This window comes from Polaribacter sp. PL03, assembly GCF_033875165.1.
In the GTDB taxonomy this organism is placed as follows: Bacteria; Bacteroidota; Bacteroidia; order Flavobacteriales; family Flavobacteriaceae; genus Polaribacter.
The window spans coordinates 439,091-454,926 of record NZ_JAWZSV010000001.1; the positions used below are offsets into that span (position 1 = coordinate 439,091).

Here is a 15,836-nt window from a genome sequence, read left to right on the forward strand (position 1 = left end):
ATAAACTTTTATCAAAAACTCATAAAAAAAGTTGTGTATGTGGTAAGCTCCCTTGTATTGTAATAAAAATTAGATTTACCAAATAAAGTTACGAGTTTCTCATTACAACTTCTTAACATTCTCTTAAAACGCTAAAAACTTAAAACTTAAAGAGTTATTAAAAATGCTAAAATTATCATTGTTTATAACTGTTGATAACCGTTAGTTTCTGTACTTTTGTTGCAGACAACTAAATTAAAATCAACTTATTATGACAATTGCCATTGGTAACGATCACGCAGGAACAGAATATAAATTCGAAATTATAAAACATTTAGAAGAAAAAGGGTACAAAGTTCTAAATTTTGGAACGGATACAAATGATTCTATGGATTACCCAGACGCTATTCACCCAACAGCAGATGCTGTAGAAAGTGGTAAAGCAGCTTTAGGTGTTATTTTATGCGGTTCTGGTAATGGTGCACAAATGACAGCAAACAAACACCAAGGTATTAGAGCAGCACTTTGTTGGAATAATGAATTGGTTGCTTTAACTAGACAACATAATAATGCAAACATTCTTACAATTCCTGCACGTTTTGTGTCTTTGCAGCAAGCTATAGGTTTTGTAGATATTTTTCTTGCTACAGAATTTGAAGGTGGAAGACATGGTACACGAGTTAATAAAATTTCTTGTGCCGGATAAATTACCGTCATTGCGAGTTTACGAAGCAATCTTATAAATTAATAAAGAGATATTTTATTACTCGCAATAACAGTACCTTATTATCTATTACTCGTTAAATATTTTTGGTTAAATAGATTTTGATAATGTTAGTAAAAGTTATTAATTGTAATATTTACCTACTGTCGCGTTAGTAATTTTGCTTTTTTTTAGTAAAATTGTATCGAGACCTTTTTACAAATACAAATAATGACGTGCAGTTTTGTTATTTCAAACTTTTGTGAGAAATTACATAAGGATGATTAGTTTTGTGTGCTCACTGTTATGGGATTTCTCCTATGGTTGAAATGACATACGATTTTTTAAAAAAAATATAAAAATGGATTTCAAAATAAAGTCTTTTAAAGAATTATCTACAGATGAATTGTATGCAATCTTACAACTAAGATCGGAAGTTTTTGTGGTAGAACAAGACTGTGTATACCAAGATGTAGATTTTAAAGACCAAAAATCTTTACATATTTTTGGATATAAAAATGATAAAATAGTTGCATATACACGTATTTTTAAACCAGGCGATTATTTCGATAATGCTAGTATTGGTAGAGTAGTAGTAGCTTCTAAAGAACGTAAATATGGTTATGGCCACGATTTAATAAAAGCTTCTTTAGAAGGAATTAAAAATTATTTTAAAGTTGATAAAATTACCATTTCTGCTCAAAAATATTTAAAGAAATTTTACGAGTCTCACAATTTTATTCAAATAGGCGAGGAGTACTTAGAAGATGGTATTCCGCATATTAGAATGGATAGAGAGTAATTTATTTTTTCTTTTTTGTCATTTTATAAATAAGGAAACCAAATCCTAAAATAAAATGTAAAATAATTACCGCAGCTACTATATATAAAGTGGTATTAGAGTTATTCATACCCTAAATTTAAAAAGAATAATATTCTTTTTTTATGACAATTATCACATAAAAGAATCTACTTCTTTTACGCCAGAAATTTCTAAATTACCTAATTCTATTGTACCAATTCTAACTCTAATTAATCGTAATGTTGGCAAACCCACAGCAGCCGTCATTTTACGTACTTGTCTAAATTTTCCTTCTCTAATAATTATAGAAACCCAACTTGTTGGTCCGTGTCTTTCATCTCTAATTTTCATGCTTCTCAGCGGAAATTTAGGATCATCAATAATAAAAGCTTTACCTGGTTTTGTAGTGTATTTTTTACCATTAAAACCAATTTCTACACCGGTTTTTAAAAGCTCAATTTCTTTTTCGGTAATAACGCCATCAACTTGTACGTAATATTCTTTTTCGTATTTATTACTTCTAATTTCTGCAGATACTTTACCATCCGTTGTTAATAAAAGTAATCCTTCAGACGGAACATCTAAACGACCAATTGCCATCGTTCCTAAGGGAAAATCGTGTAAATCTCCTAATAGTTTTTTCTTCCGCTTTGCGGGATTTACAAACTGAGAAATCATTCCCCAAGGTTTGTGAATTATAAAATGACGATGTTTTTCTATCATTTTATTAGTTTTTTAAAGAAGATAAAAACCCTTTAAAAGAAGCCCAATAGGTTTCATTACCTTCCGTAGTTTCCCAAAGAGCTCTAGAACCATGAATTCCTTTTACTTCTGGTATAAAATGCGTTAAATAACTAGCATCTACTTTATTTACTAATATTTTAACACCCGCACTTTCACTTAAAGAAGAAGTAACAAAAACAGGTTTTTTATAAGAACTAATACTTTTATTAATGTCTATTCCTTTAAAATATTCACCAGGACTAAATGCTGCAACGGCTTTAATTTTAGCATTATTTACGCCCATTAAAAGTGCTAAAGAAGAAGAATAAGAACTACCAACTAATATTATTTTTTGTCCGCCATTTTGGTTGTATATATAATCTATAGCAGCTTCAATATCTTGTTTTGCGTCTAAATAAGTATCTCCTAAACCTTTTGCACGAGCAGCAATTGCAGTCTCGTTATCTATATTGTTAACCGTTTTACCAGAACGTTGGTCTATTGCCATTACAGTATACCCCAATTTAGTTAATTCTACAGCAGAATCCTTGTATTCTCCTCTACTATAACCTGCCTGATGACACAGTAAAATAGTAATTGGTGTTTCTTTATTTTTATAAATATCTGCAGTAATTGGTAAACTATCTTTAGAAGGAAAAGTAATTGTTGTCTTAATAAATCTTTTTTCTATTTCTTTTACAATGCTTTTATTATCTTTTTCTACGGTGGTTTTATTAGTAGGTTGTTTACAAGAAAAAAGTACTAATACACTAAGAATTAAGGTATATTTCATGTTTTTATATATATTATTCTGTTGTCGTTAAATTACTTTTATAGTTACAGAAAAACTATTTTTTCCTTTTGATAAACGCATGTTTTCTTCAGAAAATTTTTGATCTCTGTATGAAGTATATTGTGTAATTGGCTCAATACAAAGCATGTTATCAACCTCTGTCCACAACATAAAATTGTTAAAACCTTTTGTAGTAATTTCTAAATCATTTCTATCAATATTTTTTAAGGTGATTTTATCAGTATTTAAAACAGGAAAAGCATTATGTCCTACTTTATAAATTTCTTCTAAAGTTATTTTTTTACCATTTGCAAGTAAAGTTTCATTACCAGTGTTAGACAACATAAATGCAGGATGATACCCTAACATAAAAGGCATTCCTTCAATAGAATTGATGATAAATTCTATGTTTAAAACATCATTTTTTAAGGTAAAATTCTTTTCGAACGTAAAATCGAAAGGCCAAGTAAGGTTTTCTTCTGTAGATTTTACAGGAAACTTACTATTGTTAACAACGGTATTTTTTTTATATTTTTTGATGAATTTAGCGCTGCTTTCATCCGAAGAAACTAAAGAATATTCTAACTCACGCAACAAACCATGTTGATCTAAAATTGCAGTACCATTTTTGGTATGCAATCTAAAATTATTTTTAGCAGTTGGCCCAATAACAGGAAACATTTCATCATCAGATTTTCGCCAACCTTTGTTTCCTTTTTGATGAATATATTCTTTATTATTTTTCTGAAAACTTATTAGTTCTCCTTTTTCAATTGCAACTTTAGACACTTTATTTATTAAAAATACTGTAGAACTCATTAATCTTATACTTTTTGTAAAAATAGTATAAATTTGAATGTGATTTTTTAGGAAATTAATTTTAGATTTTCGTAACTTGTGGCACTTATACAAAAATAAAACAAGAAAGATTAATGGCTACAGATAAAGAAAAAACAGCAAAGCTAAAAGCACTTCAACTTACTCTAGATAAGCTAGATAAGACTTATGGTAAAGGAGCTGTAATGAAGTTAGGTGACGTAGTTACTGAAGATATAGATGCAATCTCAACAGGTTCTTTAGGGCTAGATTTGGCTTTAGGCGTTGGTGGTTATCCAAGAGGTAGAGTTATTGAAATTTATGGACCAGAATCTTCTGGTAAGACTACTTTAACTTTACACGCAATTGCAGAGGCTCAAAAAGCAGGTGGTATTGCTGCTTTTATTGATGCAGAACACGCATTCGATAAATTTTACGCAGAAAACTTAGGAGTAGACATCGATAATTTAATTATTTCTCAACCAGATCATGGTGAGCAAGCATTAGAAATTGCAGAAAACTTAATTCGTTCTGGTGCAATTGATATTGTGGTTATTGATTCTGTTGCAGCATTAACTCCAAAATCTGAGATTGAAGGAGAAATGGGAGATTCTAAAATGGGTCTTCACGCACGTTTAATGTCACAAGCATTGCGTAAATTAACTGGTACAATTTCTAAGACAAAGTGTACTGTTATTTTTATTAATCAATTACGTGAAAAAATTGGTGTAATGTTTGGTAACCCAGAAACTACAACGGGTGGTAATGCATTAAAATTCTATGCTTCTGTTCGTTTAGATATTAGAAGAAGAACACAAATTAAAGACGGAGATAGAGTTATTGGAAACAGTACCAAAGTTAAAGTTGTTAAGAATAAAGTAGCACCGCCGTTTCAAATTGCAGAATTTGATATTATGTACGGACAAGGAATCTCTAAAGTTGGTGAAATTTTAGATATTGGTGTAGAATTAGGTATTGTTAAGAAAAGTGGATCTTGGTTTAGCTACGGAGAAACAAAATTAGGCCAAGGTAGAGATGCCGTTAAAGGTTTAATAAAAGACAATCCAGAATTAGCTGAAGAACTTGAAGGAAAAATCAAAATTGCTATTGAAAATCAAGAATAAGTTTTAAAGGTTCTAACTATTATTTTTATAAAATCGCCTAGAATTAATCAATCTACGGCGATTTTTTTATTTAACAAATTATTTTTTTCCGTGTAGAATTCACTTCCTTTTGCAAGGCAATAAATACTTTTATAGGTTTGCTGCATGATTAAAATAACAGAAAATATACAATTAAGAAAAATTTCGAGTTCAGACTCTGAAGTTCTTTTTAATTTAATGTCAGAAATTTATCCACTTGCTTACAGTCATTTTTGGACAGATAATGGAGATTGGTATATAAACTCACAATATTCTAAAGAACATATTTTAAAAGAATTATCTGAAGAAAATACAGCGTATTATTTTATTCTTTTTAATGATGAAATTATTGGTAATTTTAGAATTATTTGGGATGAAAAATTAGAAGGTTTATCCGAAGAAAAACAAGTAAAATTACACAGAATTTATCTTCATAAGAAAACACAAGGAAACGGAATTGGAAAAAAACTTATTTCTTGGTTAGAAGAGCAAGCAATTAAAAAAGGGAACAAAGCAATTTGGTTAGACGCAATGGATGAACAACCCCAAGCTTTTCAGTTTTATAAAAAGTTAGGGTTTGTTTATCATTCTCATACTTTTTTACCTTATGATTTGTTACATAAAGAGGTTCGAAAAATGAGTCAGGTTTATAAATTATTATAAGAATAAATTATTGTTTAGAAAACAGTTTTACAAGCCACAAAATTAAATAAGCTCCTAAACCTAAACCACCAAATAAAACTAATAATACAAATACTATTCTAATTTTTTTTGTGCTAAACTCTGTTTTAGTACTTAACCATTTACATACACCTAAAATCATAATTTTTATTTTTAAGATTTCCGTCTTTGCGGAAAATTAATTTATTTAAAGATTCTAAAACAAGTGTTTTAGAAAATATTTTTAGATTTATACACCTGTGCTTCCAAAACCACCAGAACCACGTTCTGTTTCGCTTAAAATGGTTACTTCTTGCCAGTTTACACGTTCGTGCTTTGCAATAATTAGTTGTGCAACTCTTTCGCCATCATTTACTACAAAATCATCATTAGATAAGTTTACTAAAATTACACCAATTTCACCTCTATAATCTGCATCTACAGTTCCTGGAGAGTTTAAGACCGTAATTCCTTTTTTAGCAGCAAGACCACTTCTTGGTCTAACTTGTGCCTCAAAACCAACAGGTAAAGCTATAAATAAACCAGTTTTAATAATAGCTCTTTCTAAAGGTTTTAATGTAATAGACACTTCAATATTTGCGCGTAAATCCATACCAGCAGCACCTTCAGTTTCATAATTTGGTGTTGCGTGTTTAGATTTGTTTATTATTTGTACGTTCATTTCTTATAAATTATATAAATATGTAATTACTTCTAAAAATTCCCTTTTCCAAAAAGACTCTGTATGTTTTCCGTTAGGAGCTACTTTAGTTTTAATATTCTTTTTTGGAAAACCAATATCTAGTAGGCGTTCTGCCATGTTTTCTGTATCTGCAACCATTGAAGCTCCTTCTTTATCTCCAATTAATAAATATAGTTTTGTTTTTTTCTGATTACCATTTTTTTCTGCAAATTCGTTTACTTTATTAGAAAACCAAAAAGAGGTAGAAAGTGCACCAATTTTACCAAAAACATTAGGATACTTTAATCCGCCATAAAAAGAAATTAAACCACCTAAAGAGCTACCAATAATAGCAGTGTCTTTGGCAGATTTTTTAGTTTTATAATTTCTATCGATATAAGGTTTTAGTTCATTTACTAAAAAATCGATGTAAATTTCTCCTTTTCCTCCACCATATTTTTCATTTTTCCAAGGAGTATATTCTTCAATTCTTTTTTCTCCTCCGTTTTCTACACCAACAATAATAAAGCCTTTTCCTGTTTTATGGTATAAACTATCTAAGGTTTCATCAACTTCCCATTCTGCTGCAAATGCTGTTTTAACATCAAACAAATTTTGTGCATCTTGCATATAAATTACAGAATATTTTTCTTTTGTAGTACTGTAATTTGGTGGTAAATAGATATAAATTTTATGAGACACTTCATTTAAACCTTTAATAATAAATTCTCTTTTTAAAACAGAAACACTTCCTTTTTGTTGAGGTAGTTTCCTTTCAATTTTTATCGAATTTTCTCTTATAGGTTGTTGTACTTTACAAGACATAATCAGTAAAAAAAGACAGCAAAAAAGTAAAATTTGTTTTTTCATAATTAAGTTTGAAGCCTTACAAATATAATAATTCATACTAGTATTCATCATTAGATAGTAATTTTCTTACTTTTGAGCCATAAAAATGAACGAACGATGAATGATCATAAAAAAATAGCCGTTTTAGGTGGTGGAAGTTGGGCAACTGCCATTGTAAAAATGCTTTCAGAGAATTTAGAAACTGTTGGTTGGTATATGAGAAGTAAATCTTCTATAGAGCATATAAAGAAAAACAACCATAATCCTAACTATCTTAGGTCTGCAGATGTATATGCAAATCAATTAGATTTGTCTAGCGATATTAATAAAATGGTTAAAAATTACGATGTTTTAATCTTTGCAATTCCTTCTGCTTTTTTAATGGCAGAATTAGAAAAGTTGAAAGAACCATTAACTAATAAAATAATTTTCTCTGCAATTAAAGGTATTGTGCCAGAAACAGGTTTAATTGTTGGTGAACATTTTAATGAAAAATATAATATTCCTTTAGAAAATATAGGTGTAATAACGGGGCCTTGTCATGCAGAAGAAGTTGCAATGGAGCGTTTATCTTATTTAACTATTGCTTGCCAGAATGAAAAGAATGCTAAATTTATGAGCAAATCTTTAAATAGCTGGTATATAAAAACTAAAATTTCTGATGATATTATTGGAACAGAATATGCAGCAATGCTAAAAAATATTTATGCTGTTGCAGCTGGTATTGCGCATGGTTTGGGTTACGGAGATAATTTTCAGTCTGTTTTAATGAGTAATGCAATTAGAGAGATGAAACGCTTTATTAAGAAGGTTCATAAAATGAAAAGAAATATTAATGATTCTGCTTACTTAGGAGATTTATTAGTTACTGGTTATTCTGTTTTTAGTAGAAATAGACAATTTGGTAACATGGTTGGTAAAGGGTATACCGTTAAATCTGCTCAAATGGAAATGAGTATGGTTGCAGAAGGGTATTATGCTACAAAGAGTGCTTTTAAAATGAAGGAAGAAAATGGCGCAAAAACACCAATTATAGATGCTGTTTTTAATGTTTTGTATGACAATAAAGACGCTAAAAAAGAATTTAAAAAGTTGACCAATAAATTAGATTAATTGTTTAATTTTGAACATTATTATGTTTTATTAAACAAACAACATGAAAACAATACAAGAAGTTGTAGAAAGTACAATTAGAAAGACACCTTTTATTGAGGAAGCTTTAAATGAAAAATTAATAAATGTTTCTTCTCTAGCAAGAATTATCTTGCCAGAAGTTTCAACAGCTTTAAAGAAAGAGGTAAAGGTTGGTGCGGTAATGATGGCAATAAATAGGTTATCTCCTGCAAGTGAACTTCGTATTAGAAAGAACATTAAGAAGCTAGCTTTAGATTTAGGTGATGTAATTGTACGATCTGATTTATGTGATTTTACTTTTAGAAACACACCTTCACTTTTAAAGGAAATTGCTAAGATTTTAACAAAATCGTCTGAAGATTCTGATTACTTTCTAACTGTTTCTCAAGGTATCTTTGAAACGAATATTGTTACTAGTAAGAATTTACAACCTTTTGTAAACGAAATTTTCGAAAAAGAAACCTTAATTTCTAACGCGTTAGAATTGGCTTCTATTACTATAAAACTTCCAAAAGAAAATACAGAACAATCTGGTATTTATTACTTTATTTTAAAGCAATTGGCTTGGGCAGATATTCCTTTACAAGAAATTATTTCTACTACAAATGAAATGACAATTGTTGTAAAAGAGCAAGATATTAACCAGACTTTTGCCATTTTAATGGATATGAAATTAAGTTAATTATAAACTTTTTATTATAGAAAATAAAAAAAATCCGGTTTTAAAACCGGATTTTTTCAATTAAGTAAAACAAGTATTTTACTTTAAAGTGTACTTAAATATTCTTTTAACTTTCATAGTTTCGCCTGTTGGCAAACCTGCATCATTAAAAAGAACAACTGTAACCCATTTATAAGAAACCATAAATTTCTTTCCAATTAAACCTTCATCCCAAAGAGTAAGTTTGCTTGTAAAAGATTGGTCTTCATCATGAAACACAATTGGGTTTCCTTTGCTATCTTCAAACTTAAAATTATCTGAAGCAGTCATTCCTTTATAGGTGATGCTAATTTGTTTTTCTGCAGAAGATTGTGCCTTTAATGTTTGAATATTAAAAGCGAATAATGTTAAAGCTACAAATAATGTAATGTTTTTCATGTTTTTAGTTTTAATGGTTATGAATCTCGTTCACTTGTAAGACAACTGTATTTTAAATTACCCTACTTTTGTTTTAATTTTTTTAATGTTGATGATGTTAAAACACAAACAGATTCAACTTACATACGTTAGAAAACAAGATTCGGTTTTATAAATTAAAATTAGTACTAGAAATGAGTAAGCTAGATCCTTATGCAGCATTAAGAATTAAAGAATTTAATATTTTTTTATTTGTAAGATTTTTATTGGTTTTTGGTTGGTCTATGCAATTTATTGTTATCGAATGGCAAGTATATTCAATTACAAAAGATCCTCTTTCTTTAGGTATTATTGGTTTAATGGAAATTATTCCGGCATTTTCAATGGCATTATTTGCAGGTCATATTGTAGATCAAAAAGAAAAAAGAAATTTATTAGCAGTTTGTACAGCAGCTTTTTCATTAATTAGTTTAGGGCTCTTTTTATTAACAACAGAAAGTGTAATTGCAACTTGGTCTACAAATACTGTTTTATATTCAATTTACGGTTTGGTCTTTTTTGGTGGTTTTTTAAGATCTTTCTTTGGGCCAACAATTTTTTCTTTAGTGGCTTTATTAGTTCCTAAAAAAATATACCATAATGCAGCAACTTGGAGCACGAGTACCTGGAAAACGGCTTCGGTTTCTGGCGCACTAACAGCAGGTTTTTTAATAAGTTGGATTGGTGTAGACAAAACCCTTTGTCTTGTTTTTATTTTGGTAATACTATCTTTACTATTCACTTTTTTAATTAAAAAGAAGCCAATTTTAAACAAGAAGATTGGAGAACCAATGAAAGAAAGTTTGAAAGCAGGAATTAGTTTTGTTTTTCAAAACAAAGCAATACTAGGTGTTTTAACATTAGATATGATTGCTGTTTTATTTGGCGGAACTGTGGCAATCTTATCAGTCTTTGCACAAGATGTTTTAAAAGTAGGACCAGAAGGTTTTGGTATTTTAAACGCTTCTATTTCTATGGGAAGTATTATAACTATGTTTTTAACAACTTACATTCCTATTAATAAAAATACAGGTAAGAAAATGCTAATTTCTGTTTTTATCTTTGGGTTAAGTATTATTGCTTTTGGTCTTTCTTCTATTTTCTGGGTAAGTATTTTGGCATTGTTTGTTAGTGGTGCAGCAGACGGAATTTCTATGGTAATTAGACAAACTATTTTACAATTAAAAACACCAGATGATATGAGAGGTAGAGTTTCATCTGTAAACTCTATGTTTGTTGGTTCTTCTAATGAACTTGGTGCTTTCGAAAGCGGTTTAGCTGCCAAATTAATTGGCCCTGTAGCAGCTGTTGTTTTTGGAGGAACAATGACAATAATTACAGTAGTAACTACAGGAATTGTAAATCCTGTTTTGTTAGATTTAGACTTAACAAAAGAAATTGAAGAAAACGAGAAAGAAGATTAATATAAAAATCCTTCTTGTTTTAAAACAAGAAGGATTTTAATAAACCATTATTTTTAGAAGTAACTTACTTCGGAATTTTTCTAAAATTACCCAAGCTTAACGTCCAATCATAAGTTTTAAAATCTAATTTTTTAGGTTTTTCTGGTGTAATTTTATAGGTTTCTAAAATTTCTCTCGCGCCACATAAACCACCAAAATCTGCTCTAAACCAAGAAAATAGAGATACAGAGGTTGCTGTTTTAGTTTCTTTATTGTACGTTGTTTGCTCTTTTAAATACTCTGTAGCCATAAAATCGAATTCTGTATCTAAACTTTCTGGGGTAAATTTTGCAACTGGCGGACAACTTTTTGCACCACAATTTAACGCAAAATGAATTCTCCAATCTATGTTTTTTACGCGCAATTTACGTTCCCATTTTGGTCTAAAATACTTTCTTAAATATCCCCAACTTAATTTAATTCTAGATCTTCTTAAAATATCATGCTCTATATCATCAAAAGACAATAATTCTCCTGCAATTTTTACACGTTCTTTTTTAAAATAGGCACCTCTATCTTCATATTCTTTAGGGTCTTCTGTTAAAGAAATTTGTATAAATGAGTTGTAAATATTTACCCAAAAAGCAATTTTTTGCTTGTCCGTTTTTAATTGACTAACTAAGGCTTTTAAAGTGCTATCTTCTAGTATTTTAACTTCTTTTTCATAAGGTTTTCCATTCATTATATTTTGTAATAAATCTTGAGAAACATTATTATAATTTACACTATCTTGTGCATTAGCATTAAAATCTGAGACTAAAAAGAGTACTAGAAAAAACTGTTTCATATAAATTTACGTAAGTTTAAATATGTTATTAAGTATTATTATTCCTGTATATAATGAGAAAGAAAACCTTCTAGAAAGGTTGTCGTTTTTATGCGAACAAACTAACAGATTCCCTTTAGAAATTATAGTATCTAATTCACCTGAAACTTCAGATGAAAGCCCAGAAATTTGTAAAAGCTTTCATAAAGTTACATATTTTAAAAGTGATAAAAAAGGAAGAGCTGCACAAATGAATTTTGGCGCAAGTAAAGCAAAAGGAGATGTGTTGCTTTTTTTACATGCAGATGTGTTATTACCAATAGATTTTTATACACAAATCTTAGAAGCAATTAAAGAAGGTTACAAAGCTGGTTTTTTTGCTTATAAATTCGATAAAGATTCCTTTTTTTTAAATTTCAATAGTAAATTTACAACCAAAGACGGTTTATTTTCTGGCGGAGGAGACCAGTGCCAATTTTTTGCCAAAGAAGTTTTTACTAATTTAAATGGTTTTAATGAAGCCTTCTGTATTATGGAAGATTTTGAAATGATAGACAGAGTAAGAAAACAGTACATTCCGTTTAAAATTATTCAATCTAAAGCAACTGTAAGCGCAAGGAAATACGAAAACAACTCTTGGTTAAAAGTTAACTTAATAAACGGTTACGTGTTCTTAAAATATAAGTTTGGTGTGTCTCCAGAAAAACTTCGTAAAACATATAAAAGCTTATTACGTGAAAACGTATAAAAAAACCGTTTTTTGAAAGTTTCAAAAAACGGCTACTTATTTTATTTATAAAGAAATTATTTTACTAACTTAAGAACTGTTATAGATTTAACCTTCTTTTTTTCTCCTGTTAAATCACCTTCATCATCCAATAATTCAATTTCTTTTTCTACCCAAGTAATAGAAAATTGTTTATTAAGATTATCATCATCATATAAGCTAATCTCTATGTCTTCGTGTACATCATAGAATAAAATTTCTTTTTTATCTGCATCTATAAATTTAAAGAAATCATCTACTGTAACTTCCATAAAAGTTGCTGTTAAAGTATTTTCTTTAAGTGTTGTTTTAGTAGTAAAAGAAAGAGATGCAGAAATAAATAGCACGCATGCTACGCTGTATAATGTTTTCATTGTTTTTAATTTTAAAGTTTATGTTTAATTAATATAGTAGCTGTTCTTTTTTCCTAAAAGAACCTGCTTTTTGTTGAAGTAAAACGAACTATATTCTCATAAGCCTTAATATTAAAAATAGATATATCAAATATAAATTATTTTTTAATTGAATGTATAAATTATTTTATATTTTTTTATTGAAGAATGCTGTAAAATTAAAAGACCTCATAGTTCTGTAAATACTTGTCTATGAGGTCTTTTTGTAAAATACTTTAAGTGCTTTAATTATTCGAAAGTTGTTGCAGTTTTTAGGTTTTCTTCTAACTCTTTTTCATGTTTTTCTGTAGTTTTTTCATCCCAAGAAAAATAAGATTTAAATTCATTTATTACATATTCTTTAAATAAGAGTACGCTGCTAGGATCGAAAAATAAACGACCTGTTCTACGCATAAAAAAGTCTGTTGGTGTACAAGTCATTTCATAATTTATAGTAAACCAAACTTCAGCTTTAATCATTTTTTCTTGCATATTATCGTGCATTAAATCATCAAATTTTTGCAATATAATATCTGTCTGTTTCCCATAATTATGTACCAAATATTCCGCATCTTTTCTATCGAAGTCTACTTCTGCAATTCTGTTCTGTATAGCATCTGTATAACTTTGTACTTCTTGGTAATTATCAAAAGTACCACCAGAAAGTGCAATTTCTTTAGTTTTAATTTCTTCAAATTCTTTATCGAATCTTCTTTCGTATTTTTTAGCAACTAAATCTACAATTCGTTCTGCCATTTTACGGTAACCAGTTAATTTTCCACCAGCAATAGAAATTAACTCTGTATCAGAAACAAAAATTTCATCTTTTCTAGATAATTCTGATGCAGATTTACCTTCTTCATGAATTAATGGACGCAAACCAGCCCAAGAAGACTGTATATCTTCTAAGGTAATAGAAATATTAGGAAACATATTGTTTACAGCAGAAATTAAGTACATCGCATCTACCAAACTGGTATCTACTTTGTCTTTATCTTGTTGGTAATTGGTGTCTGTTGTACCAAAATAGGTAACTTTTCCACGCGGAATAGCAAACATCATTCTACCATCTGGCACATCAAAATAAACAGATTGTTTTACAGGTAATTTTTCAAATGGTACCACTAAGTGAACTCCTTTTGTTAAGTGTAATCTTTTACCCGTTTTAGAATGGTTTTTCTGACGCAAATTGTCTACCCAAGGTCCTGTTGCGTTTACAACATATTTTGCTTTTATATTAAAAGATGCATTAGATAAAGTGTCTTTTACAGTTGCACCAACAACTCTATTTTCTTCATAAATAAATTCTGATGCTTCTGTGTAATTTATAATTTTCGCATCATAGTTTAAAGCTGTTTTTAAAACTTCTAAAGTTAAACGAGCATCGTCTGTTCTGTACTCTGCATAATACCCAGCGCCATTTAAGATGCTTTCTGGTAGCAAAGGTTCTTTGGCCAAAGCTTCTTCTTTGTCTAGCATCCTTCGTTTATCTTCACCTTCTACAGAAGCTAAAATATCGTATACTTTTAGCCCGATAGAAGTTAACCAAGAACCGTAGGTTCCACCATCTATTAATGGTAAAATCATTTTCTCTGGTACCACTAAATGAGGCGCTAAATCATGCACAATTGCACGTTCTGTACCTACTTCTTTTACCAACCAAAAATCGAATTGTTTTAAGTAACGTAAACCTCCATGAATTAGTTTTGTAGATTTACTAGAAGTACCAGAAGCGAAGTCATTTTTTTCTATTAAAGCTACTTTCATTCCTCTAGAAGCTGCATCTAAAGCAATTCCTGCTCCTGTAATTCCGCCACCAATAATTAGCAAATCAAATGTTGTTGTTTGTAATTCTGTGGTAATTTTTTCTCTATTGAAGTAAGAAAAGTTGCTCATATTAAAAAGTTGAATTTATAAATACGTGTTTTAAATGCTATCTTTTAGCAAAGTACAAAAAAGCAAAACATTCGATTTGTATTTTTAGAAAAGTTTTGTGTAAAATTGTATTTTTTTTAATACAGTTTCTACCTCATTTTCTTTACATTTATAAAAAAAACTAAAATGGCAATATCAGATTTATATACTAGCGGACAACACAAACAAGAAATTGGTCATTTTGCAAATATTGTAAAAATTGCAAAAGCAGACGGAGAAATTTCTGAAGGTGAAAAAGAATTATTAATTAGGGCAGGGAAAAACTTAAATATAACATTAGAAGAATCTATTCTTATATTAACAAATCCAGAAAAGTACCCAACAAACCCACCAGTAGGTTACGAAGATAGAATAGAACGTTTATATCGTTTGGCTAAAATGATTTTGGTAGACGGAGAAGCAAAATTAGTTGAGGTTCAATTAATGAGAAAAATTGCTGTTGGTTTACATTTTTCTGTTGATAATGCAGAAAAAGTTTGTGATGAAGCAATTCATTTAGTTACTAACAAAAACGATTTAACAGATTTTATTGCGGCTATTAAAAAAGTAGATAGTATTTAAAAACTATTATTTTAAAATATTTGTTGGTAAGCCATCTATACTTGTTTGGTTCTTGTCTTCCCAGTATTGTTCAATTCCTTCTTTTCCTTGTTCTGCGGCCCAATCATTTAATTGATTTCTCTCGCTTTTAAACTCGAAAAAAGGAATTGACATTCCGCAAGAAGTTTGTGCAGATTCTATAGTAATATCAAATATCTGACGCGTTCCTGGTGTTTCTGGAAACAGTGTAATTAAATCATTCCAAGTAGTATCTCCTTCTTTAATCTCTTTTCCTTTTCCGTATAAACGTAGAATATTAGGTGCGCCTTCAAAAGCACAAAACATAATGGTAATTCTATCATTTTCTAACAAATGTGCTGCAGTTTCGTTTCCACTTCCGGTAACGTTTAACCATAAAACACGGTTTTCAGAAACAACTCTAAAAGAATCCATTCCTTTTGGAGATAAATTTATACGACCAGAATTTGGCGCAGTTGCAACAAAAAATATTTTTTGTGCTTCAATAAAATTTTGAAGTCTTGAGGTAAGTTTTGTGTAAAATTTAGACATGTTG

At 29.3% G+C, this 15,836-nt stretch carries 20 protein-coding genes; 9 read left to right on the forward strand and 11 right to left on the reverse strand.

From position 1 onward, the window contains the following. The first annotated feature begins 250 nt into the window (after window positions 1-250). Window positions 251-685 (forward strand): ribose 5-phosphate isomerase B, encoded by a 435-nt coding sequence (gene rpiB / locus SHK09_RS01890; RefSeq protein WP_319809074.1) that lies wholly within the window; start codon window positions 251-253, stop codon window positions 683-685. Window positions 686-1,043: 358 nt separating this feature from the next. Next, on the forward strand, window positions 1,044-1,484 hold the full coding sequence (locus SHK09_RS01895) for a GNAT family N-acetyltransferase (RefSeq protein ID WP_319809075.1): 441 nt from the start codon (window positions 1,044-1,046) through the stop codon (window positions 1,482-1,484). Between the two features lie 153 nt (window positions 1,485-1,637). Here the strand turns inward: SHK09_RS01895 and SHK09_RS01900 are convergent, their stop codons facing one another. The 3 genes from SHK09_RS01900 to SHK09_RS01910 are packed head-to-tail and all read right to left on the reverse strand — an operon-like array spanning window position 1,638 to window position 3,819. Continuing rightward, window positions 1,638-2,207: a pseudouridine synthase gene (locus SHK09_RS01900; RefSeq protein WP_319809076.1), complete on the reverse strand. Its 570-nt coding sequence runs from the start codon at window positions 2,205-2,207 to the stop codon at window positions 1,638-1,640. A gap of 4 nt (window positions 2,208-2,211) precedes the next feature. Next, window positions 2,212-3,000: an alpha/beta hydrolase gene (locus SHK09_RS01905; protein ID WP_319809077.1), complete on the reverse strand. Its 789-nt coding sequence runs from the start codon at window positions 2,998-3,000 to the stop codon at window positions 2,212-2,214. A gap of 27 nt (window positions 3,001-3,027) precedes the next feature. After that, on the reverse strand, window positions 3,028-3,819 hold the full coding sequence (locus SHK09_RS01910; RefSeq protein WP_319809078.1) for an aldose 1-epimerase: 792 nt from the start codon (window positions 3,817-3,819) through the stop codon (window positions 3,028-3,030). A gap of 113 nt (window positions 3,820-3,932) precedes the next feature. Here SHK09_RS01910 and recA point away from each other — a divergent pair, with 113 nt between their 5' ends. Beyond that, window positions 3,933-4,940 (forward strand): recombinase RecA, encoded by a 1,008-nt coding sequence (gene recA / locus SHK09_RS01915; RefSeq protein ID WP_319809079.1) that lies wholly within the window; start codon window positions 3,933-3,935, stop codon window positions 4,938-4,940. Between the two features lie 144 nt (window positions 4,941-5,084). Then, the gene (locus SHK09_RS01920; protein ID WP_319809080.1) at window positions 5,085-5,621 is read left to right on the forward strand and encodes a GNAT family N-acetyltransferase; all 537 of its coding nucleotides are present in this window, start codon (window positions 5,085-5,087) and stop codon (window positions 5,619-5,621) included. A gap of 7 nt (window positions 5,622-5,628) precedes the next feature. Here SHK09_RS01920 and SHK09_RS01925 read toward each other — a convergent pair whose 3' ends face one another. From SHK09_RS01925 to SHK09_RS01935, 3 genes are all read right to left on the reverse strand, one after another. Next, window positions 5,629-5,781 (reverse strand): PspC domain-containing protein, encoded by a 153-nt coding sequence (locus tag SHK09_RS01925; RefSeq protein ID WP_319809081.1) that lies wholly within the window; start codon window positions 5,779-5,781, stop codon window positions 5,629-5,631. A gap of 87 nt (window positions 5,782-5,868) precedes the next feature. Beyond that, window positions 5,869-6,300, reverse strand: a complete 432-nt coding sequence (gene dut / locus SHK09_RS01930) for a dUTP diphosphatase (protein ID WP_319809082.1) — start codon at window positions 6,298-6,300, stop codon at window positions 5,869-5,871. 3 nt (window positions 6,301-6,303) lie between these two features. Beyond that, complete coding sequence (locus tag SHK09_RS01935; RefSeq protein ID WP_319809083.1) at window positions 6,304-7,170, reverse strand: alpha/beta hydrolase; 867 nt, start codon at window positions 7,168-7,170, stop codon at window positions 6,304-6,306. Window positions 7,171-7,266: 96 nt separating this feature from the next. Between SHK09_RS01935 and SHK09_RS01940 the strand changes: the two genes are divergently transcribed. After that, window positions 7,267-8,262, forward strand: coding sequence for an NAD(P)H-dependent glycerol-3-phosphate dehydrogenase (locus SHK09_RS01940; protein ID WP_319809084.1), 996 nt, complete (start codon window positions 7,267-7,269; stop codon window positions 8,260-8,262). Window positions 8,263-8,305: 43 nt separating this feature from the next. Continuing rightward, window positions 8,306-8,965: a hypothetical protein gene (locus SHK09_RS01945; RefSeq protein ID WP_319809085.1), complete on the forward strand. Its 660-nt coding sequence runs from the start codon at window positions 8,306-8,308 to the stop codon at window positions 8,963-8,965. 78 nt (window positions 8,966-9,043) lie between these two features. Here the strand turns inward: SHK09_RS01945 and SHK09_RS01950 are convergent, their stop codons facing one another. Then, a complete protein-coding gene (locus SHK09_RS01950; protein WP_319809086.1) occupies window positions 9,044-9,382 on the reverse strand; it encodes a hypothetical protein in 339 nt (112 codons plus the stop codon). A gap of 173 nt (window positions 9,383-9,555) precedes the next feature. On the opposite strand from SHK09_RS01950, the gene SHK09_RS01955 reads away from it, so the two are divergent. Beyond that, window positions 9,556-10,824, forward strand: a complete 1,269-nt coding sequence (locus SHK09_RS01955; protein ID WP_319809087.1) for an MFS transporter — start codon at window positions 9,556-9,558, stop codon at window positions 10,822-10,824. 64 nt (window positions 10,825-10,888) lie between these two features. On the opposite strand, the gene SHK09_RS01960 is transcribed toward SHK09_RS01955, so the two are convergent. Next, window positions 10,889-11,650, reverse strand: a complete 762-nt coding sequence (locus SHK09_RS01960; RefSeq protein ID WP_319809088.1) for a DUF547 domain-containing protein — start codon at window positions 11,648-11,650, stop codon at window positions 10,889-10,891. A gap of 22 nt (window positions 11,651-11,672) precedes the next feature. On the opposite strand from SHK09_RS01960, the gene SHK09_RS01965 reads away from it, so the two are divergent. Further along, a complete protein-coding gene (locus SHK09_RS01965) occupies window positions 11,673-12,377 on the forward strand; it encodes a TIGR04283 family arsenosugar biosynthesis glycosyltransferase (RefSeq protein ID WP_319809089.1) in 705 nt (234 codons plus the stop codon). A gap of 56 nt (window positions 12,378-12,433) precedes the next feature. Here the strand turns inward: SHK09_RS01965 and SHK09_RS01970 are convergent, their stop codons facing one another. Next, window positions 12,434-12,769: a hypothetical protein gene (locus SHK09_RS01970; protein ID WP_319809090.1), complete on the reverse strand. Its 336-nt coding sequence runs from the start codon at window positions 12,767-12,769 to the stop codon at window positions 12,434-12,436. A gap of 267 nt (window positions 12,770-13,036) precedes the next feature. Beyond that, entirely contained in the window at window positions 13,037-14,683 is a 1,647-nt protein-coding gene (locus SHK09_RS01975) for a glycerol-3-phosphate dehydrogenase/oxidase (RefSeq protein ID WP_319809091.1), read from the reverse strand. Window positions 14,684-14,848: 165 nt separating this feature from the next. Here SHK09_RS01975 and SHK09_RS01980 point away from each other — a divergent pair, with 165 nt between their 5' ends. Then, complete coding sequence (locus SHK09_RS01980) at window positions 14,849-15,283, forward strand: TerB family tellurite resistance protein (protein WP_319809092.1); 435 nt, start codon at window positions 14,849-14,851, stop codon at window positions 15,281-15,283. A 6-nt stretch (window positions 15,284-15,289) separates the two neighbouring features. Here the strand turns inward: SHK09_RS01980 and SHK09_RS01985 are convergent, their stop codons facing one another. Continuing rightward, a complete protein-coding gene (locus SHK09_RS01985; RefSeq protein ID WP_319809093.1) occupies window positions 15,290-15,832 on the reverse strand; it encodes a pyridoxamine 5'-phosphate oxidase family protein in 543 nt (180 codons plus the stop codon). Between the last annotated feature and the right edge of the window lie 4 nt (window positions 15,833-15,836).